15 protein-coding genes and 12 tRNA genes are annotated in these 15,371 nt (G+C 69.0%); 12 read left to right on the forward strand and 15 right to left on the reverse strand.

Going from position 1 to position 15,371, the window contains the following annotated elements; genetic code table 11:
* Positions 1-375 precede the first annotated feature (375 nt).
* Positions 376-753 (forward strand): metalloregulator ArsR/SmtB family transcription factor, encoded by a 378-nt coding sequence (locus ABZU69_RS25635; protein WP_354966888.1) that lies wholly within the window; start codon positions 376-378, stop codon positions 751-753.
* Here ABZU69_RS25635 and ABZU69_RS25640 read toward each other — a convergent pair.
* Entirely contained in the window at positions 725-1,837 is a 1,113-nt protein-coding gene (locus ABZU69_RS25640; RefSeq protein WP_354966889.1) for an NAD(P)/FAD-dependent oxidoreductase, read from the reverse strand. The genes ABZU69_RS25635 and ABZU69_RS25640 overlap by 29 nt on opposite strands.
* 62 nt (positions 1,838-1,899) lie before the next feature.
* On the opposite strand from ABZU69_RS25640, the gene ABZU69_RS25645 reads away from it, so the two are divergent.
* The 5 genes from ABZU69_RS25645 to ABZU69_RS25665 all read left to right on the forward strand — a co-directional run bounded on the left by ABZU69_RS25645 (position 1,900) and on the right by ABZU69_RS25665 (position 5,813).
* Entirely contained in the window at positions 1,900-2,229 is a 330-nt protein-coding gene (locus ABZU69_RS25645; RefSeq protein WP_354966890.1) for a metalloregulator ArsR/SmtB family transcription factor, read from the forward strand.
* A gap of 206 nt (positions 2,230-2,435) precedes the next feature.
* The gene (locus tag ABZU69_RS25650; RefSeq protein ID WP_354966891.1) at positions 2,436-3,137 is read left to right on the forward strand and encodes a helix-turn-helix domain-containing protein; all 702 of its coding nucleotides are present in this window, start codon (positions 2,436-2,438) and stop codon (positions 3,135-3,137) included.
* A 237-nt stretch (positions 3,138-3,374) separates the two neighbouring features.
* Complete coding sequence (locus ABZU69_RS25655) at positions 3,375-3,782, forward strand: arsenate reductase ArsC (protein ID WP_354966892.1); 408 nt, start codon at positions 3,375-3,377, stop codon at positions 3,780-3,782.
* 175 nt (positions 3,783-3,957) lie between these two features.
* A complete protein-coding gene (gene arsB, locus ABZU69_RS25660; RefSeq protein ID WP_354966893.1) occupies positions 3,958-5,034 on the forward strand; it encodes an ACR3 family arsenite efflux transporter in 1,077 nt (358 codons plus the stop codon).
* A 134-nt stretch (positions 5,035-5,168) separates the two neighbouring features.
* Positions 5,169-5,813 carry an arsenate reductase ArsC gene (locus ABZU69_RS25665; protein WP_354966894.1) on the forward strand — a complete coding sequence of 215 codons (645 nt, stop codon included), beginning with the start codon at positions 5,169-5,171 and terminating at the stop codon, positions 5,811-5,813.
* Between the two features lie 231 nt (positions 5,814-6,044).
* On the opposite strand, the gene ABZU69_RS25670 is transcribed toward ABZU69_RS25665, so the two are convergent.
* Positions 6,045-7,586 carry an FAD-dependent monooxygenase gene (locus ABZU69_RS25670; RefSeq protein ID WP_354966895.1) on the reverse strand — a complete coding sequence of 514 codons (1,542 nt, stop codon included), beginning with the start codon at positions 7,584-7,586 and terminating at the stop codon, positions 6,045-6,047.
* On the opposite strand from ABZU69_RS25670, the gene ABZU69_RS25675 reads away from it, so the two are divergent.
* From ABZU69_RS25675 to ABZU69_RS25700, 6 genes are all read left to right on the forward strand, one after another.
* Positions 7,518-7,853 carry a hypothetical protein gene (locus ABZU69_RS25675; RefSeq protein ID WP_354966909.1) on the forward strand — a complete coding sequence of 112 codons (336 nt, stop codon included), beginning with the start codon at positions 7,518-7,520 and terminating at the stop codon, positions 7,851-7,853. The two genes, ABZU69_RS25670 and ABZU69_RS25675, sit on opposite strands and share 69 nt — an antisense overlap.
* A 220-nt stretch (positions 7,854-8,073) precedes the next feature.
* A complete protein-coding gene (locus tag ABZU69_RS25680; RefSeq protein WP_354966896.1) occupies positions 8,074-9,513 on the forward strand; it encodes a PLP-dependent aminotransferase family protein in 1,440 nt (479 codons plus the stop codon).
* Positions 9,514-10,010: 497 nt separating this feature from the next.
* Positions 10,011-10,592 (forward strand): NAD-dependent epimerase/dehydratase family protein, encoded by a 582-nt coding sequence (locus ABZU69_RS25685; protein WP_354966908.1) that lies wholly within the window; start codon positions 10,011-10,013, stop codon positions 10,590-10,592.
* Positions 10,593-10,738: 146 nt separating this feature from the next.
* Positions 10,739-11,971 carry an MFS transporter gene (locus ABZU69_RS25690; protein WP_354966897.1) on the forward strand — a complete coding sequence of 411 codons (1,233 nt, stop codon included), beginning with the start codon at positions 10,739-10,741 and terminating at the stop codon, positions 11,969-11,971.
* Between the two features lie 37 nt (positions 11,972-12,008).
* A complete protein-coding gene (locus ABZU69_RS25695) occupies positions 12,009-12,731 on the forward strand; it encodes an HAD-IIB family hydrolase (RefSeq protein ID WP_354966898.1) in 723 nt (240 codons plus the stop codon).
* Positions 12,728-13,099, forward strand: coding sequence for a serine hydrolase (locus ABZU69_RS25700; protein WP_354966899.1), 372 nt, complete (start codon positions 12,728-12,730; stop codon positions 13,097-13,099). The genes ABZU69_RS25695 and ABZU69_RS25700 overlap by 4 nt, the downstream gene beginning before the upstream one ends.
* A gap of 250 nt (positions 13,100-13,349) precedes the next feature.
* Here the strand turns inward: ABZU69_RS25700 and ABZU69_RS25705 are convergent.
* The 13 genes from ABZU69_RS25705 to ABZU69_RS25765 form a co-directional block, all read right to left on the reverse strand.
* A tRNA-Cys gene (locus ABZU69_RS25705) sits at positions 13,350-13,424 on the reverse strand.
* 5 nt (positions 13,425-13,429) lie between these two features.
* A tRNA-Arg gene (locus tag ABZU69_RS25710) sits at positions 13,430-13,502 on the reverse strand.
* Between the two features lies 1 nt (position 13,503).
* Positions 13,504-13,577: transfer RNA gene (locus ABZU69_RS25715), tRNA-Tyr, on the reverse strand.
* A gap of 1 nt (position 13,578) precedes the next feature.
* Positions 13,579-13,652, reverse strand: a tRNA-His gene (locus ABZU69_RS25720).
* A 20-nt stretch (positions 13,653-13,672) separates the two neighbouring features.
* Positions 13,673-13,743 (reverse strand) — tRNA-Val (locus tag ABZU69_RS25725).
* 5 nt (positions 13,744-13,748) lie between these two features.
* A tRNA-Ser gene (locus ABZU69_RS25730) sits at positions 13,749-13,833 on the reverse strand.
* Positions 13,834-13,837: 4 nt separating this feature from the next.
* Positions 13,838-13,908: transfer RNA gene (locus tag ABZU69_RS25735), tRNA-Asn, on the reverse strand.
* A 1-nt stretch (position 13,909) separates the two neighbouring features.
* Positions 13,910-13,983, reverse strand: a tRNA-Glu gene (locus ABZU69_RS25740).
* Between the two features lie 6 nt (positions 13,984-13,989).
* Positions 13,990-14,061, reverse strand: a tRNA-Val gene (locus ABZU69_RS25745).
* A gap of 5 nt (positions 14,062-14,066) precedes the next feature.
* Positions 14,067-14,135, reverse strand: a tRNA-Met gene (locus ABZU69_RS25750).
* Between the two features lie 3 nt (positions 14,136-14,138).
* Positions 14,139-14,211: transfer RNA gene (locus ABZU69_RS25755), tRNA-Arg, on the reverse strand.
* Positions 14,212-14,608: 397 nt separating this feature from the next.
* Positions 14,609-14,684: transfer RNA gene (locus ABZU69_RS25760), tRNA-Lys, on the reverse strand.
* A 268-nt stretch (positions 14,685-14,952) separates the two neighbouring features.
* The coding region (locus ABZU69_RS25765; RefSeq protein WP_354966900.1) for a transposase at positions 14,953-15,371 on the reverse strand (419 nt) is incomplete at its 5' end.

Consider the following 15,371-nt stretch of genomic DNA (forward strand, 5'->3'; position numbering starts at 1 on the left):
GGATCGAGCCGACCCCCTGCGCGGGGCTTCCGCAACAGGAACCCGACCCGGTCACGGCCAGGGCGGCGGCCGGGTCGCCGGTGAAACCGCCGGCTGTCCTCTGGGTGTTCTCGCTCATCATGACGTCCCTTCCCTTCCTGGTTACCGTGAGCCGGTCAGGGTGTAGTAGCTGGTGCGGAGGTGGTCGTAGCTACGCTGCGCGCGCTGCGCAGCGGTGGTCGCCGTGGCGCAGGAGTCACAAAACCGCGCTCCCGCTCGATCCACCGCTGAGCGCCGACCTCTGGAGAACATGACAGTCCCTTCCCGCGACGTCTGTCTTGACGTCCGTCTAAGCAGAGAGTTGCACGTTGATTAGAAGGATGTCAACCTAGAGGCATGTCAAAGCAAGGCGCGCCCCTCGCTCTCGTGGATCTGACCGCTGACACGCCATGCTGCCCACCACTGGCTCAGCGGCGGGTGCCGGCCGAAACCGCAGCAGTGCTTGCTCCGGCCTTCAAGGCCCTGGGCGACCCGGTGCGGCTGCAGCTGATGTCGATGATCGCCTCGGCGGAGGGCGGGGAGGCGTGCGTCTGCGACCTCACTCCCGCCTTCGACCTCACCGGGCCGACCATCTCGCATCACCTCAAGACGCTGCGCGAGGCCGGCCTTGTCGACGCCGAGCGACGCGGGACGTGGGTCTACTACCGGGCCCGCCCGGCCATCCTGCGCCAGCTCGCCGCGCTGCTCACGGTCGAACCGACCCCCGCTGCGTAAGGCGCGTCCGGCGCCGCAGCCCTCCGTGCAGGGCGCGGGTGAGGGCGGTGACGACGTGGATGGCGTCGAGGCCAACGCCGCGCAGAGTGTTGGACGAGAACGACCGCTGGAACTCCAAACCGAGGTAGACCAGCCCGGGGTGGGTGGTGGAGACACCGCCCGCATGCCGGGGCAGACCGTCGCGCTCCAGGGTCCCGAGTGCAGCGAGGTATCCGAGGTTCGGACGGTAGCCGGTCGCGAAGATCACCGTGTCGACCGCCTCGTCAGTACCGTCAGGCCAGATGACGCCGTCGGCGGTGAAGGCGGTGAACATCTCCCGGCGGGCGAGCAGGCCCGAGGCGATGGCGGCGCGGTAGACGCCGGTGTCGAGCACTGCGGCGTGGCGGACGAGTCGGGTGAGCACCGCCCGGGGCAGGAGGTCCGCGCCGGTGACGTGGATCCAGTGGTGCAGATCCCGGCCGCGGATGCGCTGGGGCATGAACTGGATCGGCGCCCGGGTGGTGAGGGTGACCCTCGCATGTGGCGCGAGCTCGTAGGCGACCTGGATGGCAGAGTTCCCGGCGCCCACGACGAGGACCCGCTTTCCGGCGTAGGGCTCGGGTCCTCGGTAGTGCGCGACATGTCGCACCTCGCCGACGTAGGTGTCTCGGCCGGGCAGCACCGGCAGGTACGGGTTGCTGAAGGAGCCGCTCGCGGCGACGACGCCCGCCGCGGCGATCTCGTCGCCGCTGTCGGTCTGGACGAGGTAGCCACCGCCTGGGCGTGGGTGCACAGCGGTGACCCGGGTGCCGGTGCGGATCTCGGCGTCGATGCTCCCGGAATAGCGGCGCAGATAGGCGACGACCTCGTCGCGGGCCGGGTAGCGGTCGGGGTCTGCGCCGTCGAACGCCATGCCGGGCAGCGAGCTGTATCGGGCCGGGGAGAACAGGGTGAGGCTGTCGTAGTAGTCGGGCCAGGACCCCACCGGCGCGGCGCCTGCCTCCAGGACGACGGGACGCAGGCCAGCGGAGAGGGCTGCGCGAGCGGCGACGAGACCGGACTGGCCGCCACCGACGATGACGACGGGTTCTGAAGAGGTGGTCACTCCAACATCATATCGTCGTTTTGTTGAATGACAATATGATGATGATGCGAGAAGGTGGGGCCATGGATCAGCCAGAGCCCGCAGCGGTGGCGCCCGGCGCCGGACCAACCGGGCTGGCGCCGGACACGCAGGAGTTCCTCAAGGCGCTGGGCAGCCCAACGCGACAGCGGATCATGATGCTGTTCTCCCAAGGCGCCGAGCTGTCGGTCGGGGAGGTCGCCGAACGCACGGGCATCAGCCAAGCGACGGCGTCGCAGCAGCTGACGCTGCTGCGCCGGGGGCGGATCGTGACCTCACGGCGCGAGGGGAAGACCGTGTACTACCGCGCCGACCGCAACGGCGCCGTCGCGGCGCTGGCCGAGCTGCAGTCATATCTCATGACTTGCTGCTGACCCGAAGGCGGAGACGCCAACGACACCACTCCCCCAGCTGGTCGCCCATCGGCGCGAACCACCCACGGAAGCAGGCCCTGCCAGATCCAGGAGTCAGCCTGCCCCGGCCCAACCTCCACCCGGCCCGGCGCTCTCAGCGTGCCCCCATCGAGCACTGCCTCGTCGTCATTTGACAACGCCACAGTAGCTCAGTATTAATTGACTCAATGACTACTGAGCTAGATTCCCTGCAGGGGCGGGCCCACGTCCATGCCGCGCTCGGGGATCCGGCGCGCCTGGCGGTCGTCGACGCGCTCACCCTGGGCGATGCCTCCCCTGGTGAGATCGCCCAGGAGCTGGGGATGCCGACGAATCTGGTCGCCCACCACGTCAAAGTCCTCACCGAAGCCGGGCTCGTTGTTCGCGGCCGGTCCGAGGGAGACCGCCGTCGCACCTATCTGCGGCTGCGGCCCGAGGCCCTAGCCATGTTGATGCCGGCGCCGTTGCCCGAGGCGGGTCGGGTGGTGTTCGTCTGCACCCACAACTCCGCCCGCTCGCAGCTCGCCGCCGCCCTCTGGTCCGACCGCACCCACACCCCAGCGGCGTCCGCCGGAACGAAGCCCGCCGAGCGGGTTCATCCGCGCGCTGCCGCCGTGGCCCACCGGCACGGGCTGCGGCTGAACCCGACCGGCACGGCGCACGTAGCGGACATCGTGCGCGACGGCGACCTCGTCATCGCGGTCTGCGACAACGCCCATGAGGAACTCACCGGCCCCGCCGCGCCCCGGCTGCACTGGTCGGTGCCCGACCCGGTCCGTGTCGACACCGACGCCGCGTTCGAGGCCGCGTTCGCCGACCTCGCCGCCCGTGTCGAACGCATCGCCCCCATCGTCGCCCCCGCCGCGAGTTCGGCCAGCCGCGATGACTGACACCAGCCCGTACGTGCGCGATGAACGAGCGCAACCCGGCGCCCAACCGCACCCCGCAAGAACCAAGTCGCAGCACGGTGAGGCGGAAACGTATCGGAGCCTGGTGAATACCTCGCGTTCCGCCAGCCGTTACCAGCGGCTCGACCGCAACAGCGACCCCGCCCGCGCCCTGGCGGCGATTCCCGACCAGGCACTAATCAACCGGCCCGGCGCCCCGTGCTGCAAGGAAGGCTCCTGATGTCCACCAAGCCCAGCGTTCTGTTCGTCTGTGTGCACAACGCCGGCCGCTCCCAGATGGCCGCCGGCTGGCTACGCCACCTCGCCGGCGACACCGTCGAGGTCCGCTCCGCCGGCTCCGCCCCCGCCGCGACGGTCAACCCCGCCGCCGTGCAGGCCATGCGGGAGGTCGGAATCGACATCACCGCCCAGACCCCGAAGCTCCTCGAGTACGCCACGGCCGAGTCCTCGGACGTCATCGTGACCATGGGCTGCGGCGACACCTGCCCGGTCTTCCCCGGCAAGCGTTACGAGGACTGGAAACTCGACGACCCCGCCGGCAAGGGCGTCGAGTCCGTACGCCCCATCCGCGACGAGATCCGCAGCCGGGTGGAGAAGCTCCTCACCGAGTTGCGCCCCGTCCTCTGACCCTGACCGCACCGCCCGCCCGGCCACTGGACCTACCACCGGCTGCGGCCGGCAGCGGTCCACGCACTCGGCCAGGGCCTCGCCGCCCTCGCCTACCAAGCGCCACCGGCGCCGAGGGCAGACGGCCCAGTGGACCGGACGCACCCACCCCGGAACCAACAGAGGAACCGACCACATGACGACATTGGCCACACCGGCGCGCACCACCCCCCGGCTCTCGACGCTGGATCGGCTCCTGCCGGTATGGATCGGCGCCGCCATGGCCGCCGGGCTGCTCCTCGGCCGGCTGATCCCCGGTCTCGACGATGCCCTCGACCATGTCAAGATCGGCGGGATCTCCGTACCCATCGCCCTCGGTCTGCTGGTCATGATGTACCCGGTCCTGGCCAAGGTCCGCTACGACCGCCTCGACACCGTCACCTCCGACCGGCGCCTACTGATCTCCTCGCTGGTCATCAACTGGCTGATCGGCCCCACGGTCATGTTCGCCCTGGCCTGGCTGCTCCTACCCGACCAGCCCGCGTACCGCACCGGCCTGATCATCGTCGGCCTCGCCCGCTGCATCGCCATGGTCATCATCTGGAACGACCTCGCCTGCGGCGACCGGGAGGCCGCCGCCGTCCTGGTCGCGCTCAACTCCGTCTTCCAGGTCCTCGCCTTCGGCTTGCTCGGCTGGTTCTACCTCACGGTCCTGCCCGGCTGGCTCGGCCTGGAGCAGGCCGGACTGTCGGTCTCCGGATGGGACATCGCCGGCAGCGTCCTGGTCTTCCTCGGCATCCCCCTGGCCGCCGGCTACCTCACCCGCACATTCGGCGAACGCGCCAAGGGCCGCGACTGGTACGAGGCGAAGTTCCTGCCCCGGATCGGACCGGTCGCCCTGTACGGGCTGCTGTTCACCATCGTGTTGCTCTTCGCCCTGCAGGGCGACGCGATCACCGCCCAGCCCTGGGACGTCGCCCGCATCGCGCTCCCCCTCCTCGCGTATTTCGCGATCATGTGGTTCGGCTCGTTCGCTATCGGTCGAGTAATCGGCCTGAACTACGAACGCACCACCACGCTCGCCTTCACCGCGGCCGGCAACAACTTTGAACTCGCTATCGCCGTGGCGATCGGCGTGTTCGGCGTCACCAGCGGCCAGGCCCTCGCCGGAGTCGTCGGGCCACTGATCGAGGTGCCGGTCCTGGTCGCTCTCGTCTACGTCAGCCTTGCCGCCCGCCGACGGTTCTTCCCCACCGGAGTCACCAATGCCTAGCTGGGCTCCGGCTCCGGCCGCCAGCGGCGCGAGGTCGCCGGTCGGTAGCCGTTCGGAACCAGCTACTCCGGCGGCAGGCCCCACCCGGATCACGACGGCTCATTGGCCAGCGGCTGGCACCGTAGGAACCAGTGATGGACGGCCCGTTCGACGGTGCGGACACCCGGGATGTCGACTACGTGCTCGGGCAGATCGGGAAACGGCTCTCAAGTCGGTTCACCGGCGTGTTCGGCCCGGAAACCGTCGAACGGTACGTCTTCGAGTCCTACATGTACCTGCACCGAACCGTCCGCCTCCAAACCCACCTGCCCGCCCTGGCAGAGAACTTCGCCGCCGAACGACTCACCGCCCTGGCGCAGGTCGAAGGCAGCATCGACAAACCCGTACCCGAGGTGCTGTTCCTCTGCGCCTACAACGCCGGCCGTTCCCAACTCGCCGCCGCACTCGCCGACCGGTACGCGCAAGGCAAGGTGCACGTGCGGTGCGCGGGCTCGCACCCGGCGCACTGGCTGGACCAGAACGTCATCGAGGCGCTCGGCGAATGGGGCGTCGACATCAGCCGGGCGTACCCCAAGCCCCTGACCTCGGACATCCTCGACGCGAGCGACGTGATCGTGACCATGGGCTGCGGCGACGCCTGCCCAGTCCTCGCCGGCAAGCGCTACCTCGACTGGGACATCCCCGACCCCGCCGGACAAGACCTGCCCTTCGTCCGAACCGTCCGCGACGACATCGACGCCCGCGTGCGAGCGCTGATCGACGACCTCACCCTGAGTTGATCTCAGAAAGTGCGAGGGCTGACAGGCGACTGTTCTGTTCGTGTGCGGGCACAACGTAGGCCGCTCCCAGATGGCCTCCGGCTGGCTGCGCCCGCTTCCGGCAGTCCCGCTCGGACGGACGGGGTTCCACCGACTGGCAGGCGCCACGCTCGTCGACCGGCTGACCTTGACGGCGACTGCCACGCTGTCGCTGCTCCAGCACAGTGCGGCCGGTGACAGCAGCGAGCAGGGTTACGAGCCGAGCCAGCGGTCCAGGTAAGCGATCAGCCCGGTCAGGTCGGTGCCACCAGCCCGGTAGCCGATGTGCCCATCGGGACGGACCAGCAACACCCCATGAGCGCCGGGGCCGAGACCCAACCGCCGCAGCGCCGGAGCAGCGGACGTGGGGGCCGCTCCGGTGGCGTCGGGCTCGGTCAGCCGGTGCACGGCGAGCTGATCCCGGGCCAACCCCGTGATGTCGCCGGCCGGCCAGGCAGCGGATGGTCCGCACAGCAGCAGGTGCCATCCGGGCGTGGAGGTGAGCCCATGCAGTGTGCTGGCGTCTCCGGTGCCGGGCAGTGGGACGTCGGGCAGCCGGTCGCCGGGTCGTGGACCGGTGCGCGATGGGCGCGGCCCTTGCCACGACAGCGGGCTGTTCCGGTAGCTGATGCCCAGCTGCGAAACCGTCCGGAAGGCGGAGGCCCGCACGAACCGAGACGCGAGCACGACCGGGATGAGAGCGGGGGCGATCCTGGTACGAGCGAACCGGACGGCCGGATTGGTGGACGTCGCGACAGTGAACGCCCGGTCGCTGAAGCGCAGCACCATCCGGCCGACCGGCGCCCGTTCGGTCTCGTAGGTATCCAACAGCGTCGAGGTGGCGTCGCCCCGCAGGGCCTGGGCGAGTTTCCAGCCGAGGTTGACGGCGTCCTGGATGCCGGTGTTCATGCCCTGAGCGCCGGCGGGGCTGTGGATGTGCGCGGCGTCGCCAGCCAGGAACACCGCCCCGGCCCGGTAGTGGGTGGCGGCGCGGTGGTGCAGCCGGAAGTTGGTCATCCAGACAGGATCACGCAGGCGCACAGTCGCATCGGTGTACGTGTCAGCGAGTGCCTGCACCTCGCCGAGGGTGACCGGGGCGTCTGATGAGACCACCTCGGCGGGTGGCCGCATGACCAACAGCCGCCAGGTGCTCGGGTGCCCGAGTGGGAAGAAGAACAACATCCCCCGCCCGGACAAGAAGACGTGCGCCGCCCCAATGTCGAGGCCGTCGGCCTCCAGATCAGCTAGGACGAACGTCTGCGGATACGCAGCGCCCTCGAATCCGATTCCGGCGAGGTGCCGCACAGCGCTGTGCGCGCCGTCGCAACCCACCACGAACCGGGCCGCCACCCGCTCCGCCGGGCCGTCCCCATGCCGCAACGTCGCCACCGCACCGTCGGCGGCACGGTCCAGCCCCACCAGCTCGACTCCCCGTTCAATGTCAAGCCCCACCGCCGCCAGGTGCTCCCCCAGGATGCGCTCGGTCTCCGCCTGCGACAGGAACAGCAGATACGGATACGCGGTTCCCGACAGACCCAGGTCGAACAGCGGCACGGCAGGCGCCCGCCCCCGCGCGTGCAGACACAGCCGCACCGCGCGGTTCCCGACGGCCACCAGCTCCTCGGTCACCCCGAGACTGGCGAGTACCTCCAGAGTGCGGGGCTGAATCGCCAGTGCACGGGACTCGTGAACCCGGTCGAGCGAACGGTCTACCACCCGGACCCGCACACCCAAGGCGGCCAATTGCCCGGCCATGGCGAGTCCGGTTGGCCCCGCCCCGACCACCAGAACCTCGACGGCCCTCACCGGACATCGACCCGTCGAGATCCGTCGATCGCGACCGGTGCTGTCAGCGGACCGGCTGAGGTCCCGAAGGCGATCACGTACTCAATGCCGATCATCCAGATCCCCTGGCTCGACGCGCGACTGACCAGTCTCGACCCGACGGTAACCCCATATCGCCAACAGCATCACGGACGCGATCCAGCCCGCGGCCAGCGGCGCACACGCCTCACCGATTGAGGTGGCCAAGGTGGGTGGCTCTCGGCGGTTCGCTGCCAGGCGCGCCGTTCTGCGTCGGGCGCCGGGCGTGTGGTGGCCGGGGACCAGCTGGGTGGGCACGTGGGCGAGTTTCGTCCAGTCCAGTCGCGCGGTACGTGCTCGGGGAGCCGCTCCGTGCCATCGGTGATCGTCATGCCGGCGACGCTACGTGGTCGGTTGGACTGCGATATGGTCTGCTTTCGTGGCAGATTCGCGGGCCAATTCGGAGGCCAGATCAGCGTCGGTGTTCGGCGTCGACCTACATCTGGACCTGACCGGCCCCGGCCTGCGCGCCGGGCTCACGGACGCCCTGCGGGAGGCCATCCGGACCGGACGTCTGGTGCCCGGCACCCGGCTACCGTCGTCCCGCTCACTCGCAGCCGATCTTGGTGTCGCCCGCAACACCGTTGCCGACACCTACGCTGAGCTGGTCGCCGAGGGCTGGATCACCGCCCAACAGGGCTCCGGAACGCGGGTGGCCAAGCGGGCCGAACCGCGCGGCGCGGCGCCCGCCGCCGCTCGCCCGAGGCCCGCCCAGCGCCGTCCCACGTACGGCCTGCTGCCGGGTTCGCCGACCCTCGCGGAGTTTCCCCGCACGCAGTGGCTCGCAGCAGCTCGTCGGGCTCTGACGGCGGCCCCGAACGATGCCTTCGGCTACGGCGACGCTCTCGGTCGAGTGGAGCTGCGTACCGCCCTCGCGGACTATCTGGCGCGGGCTCGCGGGGTGTACGCCGAGCCGGACCGGATCGTGATCTGCGCCGGTTTCCACCACGGTCTGACGCTGATGGCGCAGGTCCTGCGGGCACGGCGTGTGGCGGCGCTGGCAGTCGAGTCGTACGGCCTCGACGTCTATCGCGATCTGCTGACCAGCGCCGGCCTGCGTATCCCGCCCCTCTACGTCGACGAGCACGGCGCGCGCACCGACGACCTGGCGGGGTTGAACGCGGCGGGCGCGGCGCTGTTGACACCGGCGCATCAGTACCCGACGGGGGTCGCGTTGACCCCGCAGCGGCGCACCGCGGCGGTGGACTGGGCCCGCGCCACCAGCGGGCTGATTCTGGAGGACGACTACGACGGGGAGTTCAGATACGACCGCCAGCCGGTGGGCGCGCTGCAGGGCCTCGACCCGGAGCGGGTGGTGTACTTCGGCACGGCGAGCAAGTCGCTGGCGCCCGGGCTGCGGCTCGGTTGGATGGTGCTGCCGAAGGAGCTGGTCCCGGAGGTCGTGGCGGCCAAGGGGGACATCGACTACATGTCGAGCGCGCTGGAGCAGCTGACCCTCGCGGAGTTCATCGCCTCAGGCGCGTACGACCGTCAGGTGCGCTCGATGCGTGTGCGCTACCGGCGCCGCCGGGACGAGCTGGTCGCGGCGCTGGCTCAGCGGGCGCCCGGCGTCCGCGTGACCGGGATGGCCGCCGGGCTGCAAGCGGTCCTCGAGCTCCCGCCCGGCACCGAGGGTTCGGTCGTCCAGGCGGCCGCCCGCCAGGGCCTGGCGGTGGCCCGGATGGCCGACTTCCGCCACGAGCTGGCCGACCCGGAATGGCAGTTGGCCGAGCGGGACGCCCTGGTGGTCAACTACGCGGCTCCCTCGGACAGCGCGTGGGCGGGAGCGCTGGACGCACTGTGCAGGGTCATGCCCTAGGCCAGACCCGGTCAGAGGGTTGCCGCGTCGCCGGTTTGGTGAGGTTGTGCCAGGCCGCCGTTCAGGTGCTGGCCTGGCCGCCGCGCTTCGGGTTTCGCAACGGCTGGCACTCGTGGATGCTCCGGATCAACGCCGGATTGGCCCATGGATCTGCCACGGAACTGGACCAGAGCACAGTGCCACCCGGCGCGTAACTTTGCGGCCGTGACCACGAACCAAGCACCAGCAAACGGACAACACCCCCAGAGCGCATAGCGCGCCTGAACTGGACGAATGTCTACCAAGCCATGACTGCCTCGACAGGCCCGCGCGTCCCTCCGTCCCATCAGTGAGGGCGATCAGGGTCGGCGGCGGATGGCAGGACACCTTTCTCCCGCTGAGCGACCGGGCGTTACCGGCGCTGCTGTAGCGGGCCAGTCGTCGCGCGGACCGGTGCAGTCCAGCGGCGGCAGCGCACATAGCTCGACCTACCGAACTACGAATAATTGGGAGAAATGATGCGGGTATTTCTTGCCGGTGCGTCCGGCGTGATCGGGCAGCGGCTGATCCCCCGACTGGTTCAGGCGGGGCATGTGGTCGGTGGCATGACGCGATCGTCCGACAAGACGGAGCTGCTGGCGCAGCTTGGCGCCGAGCCGATCCTGTGTGACGTCTTCGACCGGGACGCCCTGATCCAGGCGGTTCGAGACTTCGAACCGGACGTCATCCTGAACGAGCTGACCGATCTGCCGGATGAGGTGGAGAGGATCGGTGATCATGCGGAGCTGAACGCTCGCATCCGGACCGAGGGCAACCAGAATCTGATCGAGGCGGCGCGGCAGAGCGGATCGCCGAAGATCCTGGCCCAAACCGTCGCCTGGCAGTTGCCGGACGGGCCCGACGCCCGGGCTGTCGCCGAGTTGGAGCGCGCCGTCCTCGCCGAGGGTGGCGTGGTACTGAGCTACGGACAGTTCTACGGGCCCGGCACCTACAACGAACAGCAGATCCCGGCCGAGCCTCGGGTCCAGATCGATCGGGCTGCCGAGCGCACGGTGAAACTGCTGGATGCACCGTCGGGTGTCGTCGTCATCACCGACTAGCGATCACGATCCGGCCGCCGTGCCGCGCCGAGTTCGGCCGTGGACCAGATCCGGGCCCGACGGCAGTGGCCCGGCGGCGGATTCCCCTTCCCACCTTCACCAATTCTTCGGTCCGCGCATCGCTGCGGCCGCCCTATGGAGCTGTCATGTCCTCGATTCCGGGAACCATCGACGCGCCCTCGACCCGTCGGCGGCGCACTCTCCCCGCCGGACTGGCGTTGACAGGTACGGCGCTCGCGTTCACCAGCCTGTATCTCGCGGCGGGTGTGCTGACGCCCCTGCTGGTGCTCTACCGCCAGCAGTGGAACTTCGCACCGTCGCTGCTCACGCTGGCGTTCGCGGTCTACGCGATCGGCTTCCTCGCCGCCGTCCTCACCCTGGGGTCGCTGTCCGACCATGTCGGCCGGCGCCCGGTGCTGATCGGCGCACTGGTGATCCAGCTCGCGTCGAATGCCCTGTTCCTCGTCGCCCACGATGTGAGCTGGGTGATCGCCGGGCGCATCGTGCAAGGTGTCGCCAGCGGCGCGGCGACGGCCGCCTTCACCGCGGCGCTCGTCGAACTCGCCCCGCCGAACAAGAAGAGACTGGGTACGATCCTCGGCAGTGTCGGCCTGACCGGTGGGCTGAGTGTCGGCTCCCTGCTGGCCGGTCTCGCCATCCAGCTCACGCCCAGAGCGAACTCGATCGTCTTCGCCGTCCTCGTCGTCCTCACGATTCTCGGCGCCGTCGTCATCGCCCTGTCTCCGGAGACCATGCCCCGCACCGCGGGTGCGCTCCGCTCGATGGTTCCGCGCGTCGCCGTCCCGCCCACTGCCCGAGCGGAGTTCGCCGCCGCGGCACCCGTGGTCGCCGCCGTCTGGATGCTCGCAGGTCTCTCCGGCGGGCTGGCCCCGAGCATGGTTCGCAGCATCTTCCATCTGGACAGCGGCCTGCTCAACGGCGTGGCCGGGTTCATCGCGCCGGCGGTATCGGCCATCGTCGGACTGGCCTTCGCCCGCATTAACCCGCGGCGAGCGATGACCATCGGAATCTACGCGTCCCTCGCCGGGGCCATCGGCATCATCGGTGGAGTGTTCGCCGGAAGCCTGGCCGTCATGATCATCGGGCAGGCCATCGCCGGTGTCGGCTTCGGCGCGTCCTTCACCGCCGCGCTACGCCTCATCTTCCCGCTCGGGGCAGCGCACCAGCGCGCGGGAGTCGTCGGCGGAATCTACGTCGTCTCCTACGTTGCCTTCGGGCTACCCATCGTCATCGAGGGGCAGCTCACCGGTCCGCTCGGCGAGGTGCCGGCAGTCGTCTGCTACACCGCGTTGACCGTCCTCCTCACGCTCATCAGCCTTGCCGCCCAGACCCGCATCACACGGCGCACGCGCGGCTGACGGACGCAACGTAGGCAACCGACGAAGGACCTGGAAAGTGAACCAAACGGACCGACCCGATGCTGCCTCGTGGCTCGTCGCCCTGGACCTTGACGGAACCACGCTCCGCGAAGACGGCTCCATCAGCAACGCGGTGATCGAGCAGGTACGCCGGCTCGACGCGGCCGGCCATCACCTGGTACTCACCACTGGCCGCTCCTCCGCGACCACCATCCCGGTGCTTGATCAGCTCGGCATCGCGCCGCGGTTCCTGGTCCGTTGCAACGGCGCGGTCACCCTGCACCGTGACCCGGGTGCGCCAAGCGGCTACCGGCGAGAATGGGTGGAGTCCTTCGACCCGACCGAGGTGCTCCGGTCGATCCGCGCACACCTGGTAAACGTCCGGTTCGCAGTCGAGGACGAAGACGGCCGCTACCGGTACACGGAACCGTTTCCAGCCGCGACGACCGGTCTCGACAGCGAGCAGGCGAAGGTAGCGTTCGAGGAGTTGTGGAACCGGCCGGCCACCCGGGTCGTCGCGATTTCGCCCGGCCACGACCTGGACGACTTCCTCGCCGTGGTCGAGAAGATGGGCCTCCGCCAGGTGAGCTACGCCGTCGGCTGGACTGCCTGGCTCGACATCGCGGCCGAGGGCGTGAACAAAGCCACGGCCATCGAACGGGTACGCGCCGAACTCGGCATCCGGCGGGAACGGGTGATGGCCGTGGGCGACGGTCACAATGACATCGAGCGGACACGACCGTCTTCAATCCGACCGTGACCGCATCGGCCGGTGGCCTGGTCAGCACCCCCACCGACCTGGCCCGCTTCTGGCAGGCGATGGCGCGCGGGCAGCTGTTGCGGCCCGGACAGATGGCCGAGCTGCACCAGACCGTGCTGGCCGACGGGTTCCAGGAAATCCGGCCCGGCATCCGCTACGGCCTGGGCATCATGTGGATACCCAACCGGTGCGGCGGCTCCTGGGCGCACGTCGGCTCCATGCCCGGGATGAGCACCCTCGCCGCGGTCACCCCAGACGGGCACCGCTCGACGGTCTTGTACCTGGCCACCGAGCTGGCCGACCCGGACTGGGCAAAGGCGGTCATACAGCGGGAGATGGCACTGCTCGACGGCCTGATCTGCGGCTGACGGTCATCGGGGAAAGAACGGGAATTCGATGTACACCCGGTCGGCGGCGGCGAGGATCTTCGCGGCGCCGTCGACCGGGGGTGGATGTGTTGGTTGACGCGCCGCTTGACATCGGCGGCGGCCAGGCCCTGGCAGGAATCGCCGATCCGCGATCTGGTCGCAAGCCTCGGAGTCGAACCGAGCAGGCCGCCGTTATGAGCAGCAGCTGGACCCACGTCCGCCTGCGCCTCACTCCGCAGTGAATGGCATCTGGAGGCCGTAGCGGGACTCGAATCCGGCGTGCGCGGTTTTGCAGACCGCTCCCTGACCTCTCGGGCATACGACCGTGCGCGCCCCCGGACCGATTCGAACGGCTGGCCTGCGGTCCCGGAAACCGCTGCTCTATCCGCTGAGCTACGGGGGCATGGTGCAGGAGGAGGGACTCGAACCCCCAGGGCTACTGGTTTACAGCCAGCGCTGGACAGCCATCAGCTCCTGCCTGGGGTGACTGGCGGGTACTGACCCCGCACCTCCGGGACCACAACCCGGCGCTCTACCACTGAGCTACAGTCACAACTTCGGCCATTCGGCCAGTGCCCGCGGAGAGATTCGAACTCCCGACCCTCGCTTTGTAAGAGCAACGCTCTCCCCCTGAGTACACGGGCATGCGCGGAGAGGGTGGGATTCGAACCCACGAGGGCGCTTACGCGCCCCACGCCGTTTCCAACGGCGTCTCCTTGACCACTGGCCTCTCCATTGCTCCCCCGCTCGGACTCGAACCAAGATCAGCCGGTTAACAGCCGGCCGCTCTGCCCTTGAGCTACGAGGGAATGGTCGCGCGTGCGGGGCTCGAACCCGCTCCATCGCCTTGAAAGGGCGAGGGCCTACCCATAACCGAACGCGCGGTGCTGCGCCCCGAGCTGGTGTCGAACCAGCGACCCCCGCCTTGTCGAGACGGTGCTCTCCCGCTGAGCTACCGGGGCTTGGTGGCGGGTGTCCGATTCGAACGGCGTCTCCGGGTTATGAGCCCGGCGTGGTGCCTCTCCACCACACCCGCAAGTGCCGCCGGAGGGAATCGAACCCACCTCAGTCCGGATCAGAAGTCCGGTGCCCGGCCATCAGGCGCCGGCGACTTAAACGATCTTGTGGGAGGCTGGGCCGGGTCGTCAGCTTCGGCCGAGGCCGTCACCCACTTGATCGAGCATTCTCGAAACCGAGCCCCCCGCTGTGCACAACGCGATAACTTCGCGATGTGGGCATCACCGGGGGGATAGCATGCGTTCTTCTGATCGCCGTCATCGTGGCGGGCCTCGTGCTCTGGTTGTTGCGGGCCGGATTCGGCCCTAAGAAGCCACCACCGCCACCATCGGACGTTCTAGAGCCGCCGGAGCACCCACGCGACCGCTGACGCGACGACCGACCGGTCCAGGCGCACCCCAATCAAGAAGATCACGTCCCCCGAGCGGGACTCGAACCTGCGACGGCCGGTGCAGGAAACGAGCGCTCTGTCCACTGAGCTACCGGGGGAATTGGTACGCCGCCAGGGACTCGAACCCTGCACTTACTGAATAAGAGTCAGCAGCTCTACCCCATGAGCTAGCGGCGCTCGGCCGTCGAGCCGCGCCCACCTGAAGGTGCGGGCCGTTCGACGGCGGTGGTCGTTGGCGCAGACCACCTCACACTTCTCGATCTCGACGAGGGTTCGATCCCACAGAGCGCCGGCGCCCCACCAGTGCGTTCACCCCGACCTCCTTGTCGCGCTGGTGGTCGAAGTTCGGCCTGCTTGGCCCACGCGTAGTACCTCGAGGCGCCGATGTTGAGGACCCGTAGCAGGAGCGCGACCGCGAACTGGTCACGGTGTTCATAAATGAACGTCATGACCGTCGCCGGGTCGGGTCGAGCTCCGCCGCGAAATACGCGCTCGCCGCTTTCAAGATCTCATTCGCCCGGCGCAGCTCGGTGACTTCCCTACGCAGCCGGCGGTTCTCCTGCGCCATCTCGCTGGTCGGCCGGTCATGACGCTCGTCGGCGTCTGCCTCGGCTTGGCGGATCCAGTTCCTGAGCGCCTCGTGATGCACGCCCAGTTGCTCAGCCGGCCGCCGGATCACGGGCTTCGGGTCCGATTCGCGGTACAAACGCACAGCGCGCTGACGTAGCTCATCGGGGTACTTCCAAGACCACGAAGTTAAGGTTGTCGGTGACGTGTCAAGCAGGTTGGGACCTCTGGGCTTGAGACGGTTTAGCTCCTGATAGGACAAGACGTCCGCAAAGATCGTCTTTGAGGAGCCTGTTG

Origin of the sequence: Micromonospora sp. NPDC005206 (assembly GCF_040608175.1) — a bacterium.
Lineage (GTDB): Bacteria > Actinomycetota > Actinomycetes > Mycobacteriales > Micromonosporaceae > Micromonospora.

Coding starts and splice junctions, on each gene's coding strand:
- ABZU69_RS25635 (WP_354966888.1), top strand. CDS start 376: ATGTCAAAGCAAGGCGCGCCCCTCGCTCTCGTGGATCTGACCGCTGAC.
- ABZU69_RS25645 (WP_354966890.1), top strand. CDS start 1,900: ATGGATCAGCCAGAGCCCGCAGCGGTGGCGCCCGGCGCCGGACCAACC.
- ABZU69_RS25650 (WP_354966891.1), top strand. CDS start 2,436: ATGACTACTGAGCTAGATTCCCTGCAGGGGCGGGCCCACGTCCATGCC.
- ABZU69_RS25655 (WP_354966892.1), top strand. CDS start 3,375: ATGTCCACCAAGCCCAGCGTTCTGTTCGTCTGTGTGCACAACGCCGGC.
- arsB (WP_354966893.1), top strand. CDS start 3,958: ATGACGACATTGGCCACACCGGCGCGCACCACCCCCCGGCTCTCGACG.
- ABZU69_RS25665 (WP_354966894.1), top strand. CDS start 5,169: ATGGACGGCCCGTTCGACGGTGCGGACACCCGGGATGTCGACTACGTG.
- ABZU69_RS25670 (WP_354966895.1), bottom strand. CDS start 7,586: ATGGCCGGGCAATTGGCCGCCTTGGGTGTGCGGGTCCGGGTGGTAGAC.
- ABZU69_RS25685 (WP_354966908.1), top strand. CDS start 10,011: ATGCGGGTATTTCTTGCCGGTGCGTCCGGCGTGATCGGGCAGCGGCTG.
- ABZU69_RS25690 (WP_354966897.1), top strand. CDS start 10,739: ATGTCCTCGATTCCGGGAACCATCGACGCGCCCTCGACCCGTCGGCGG.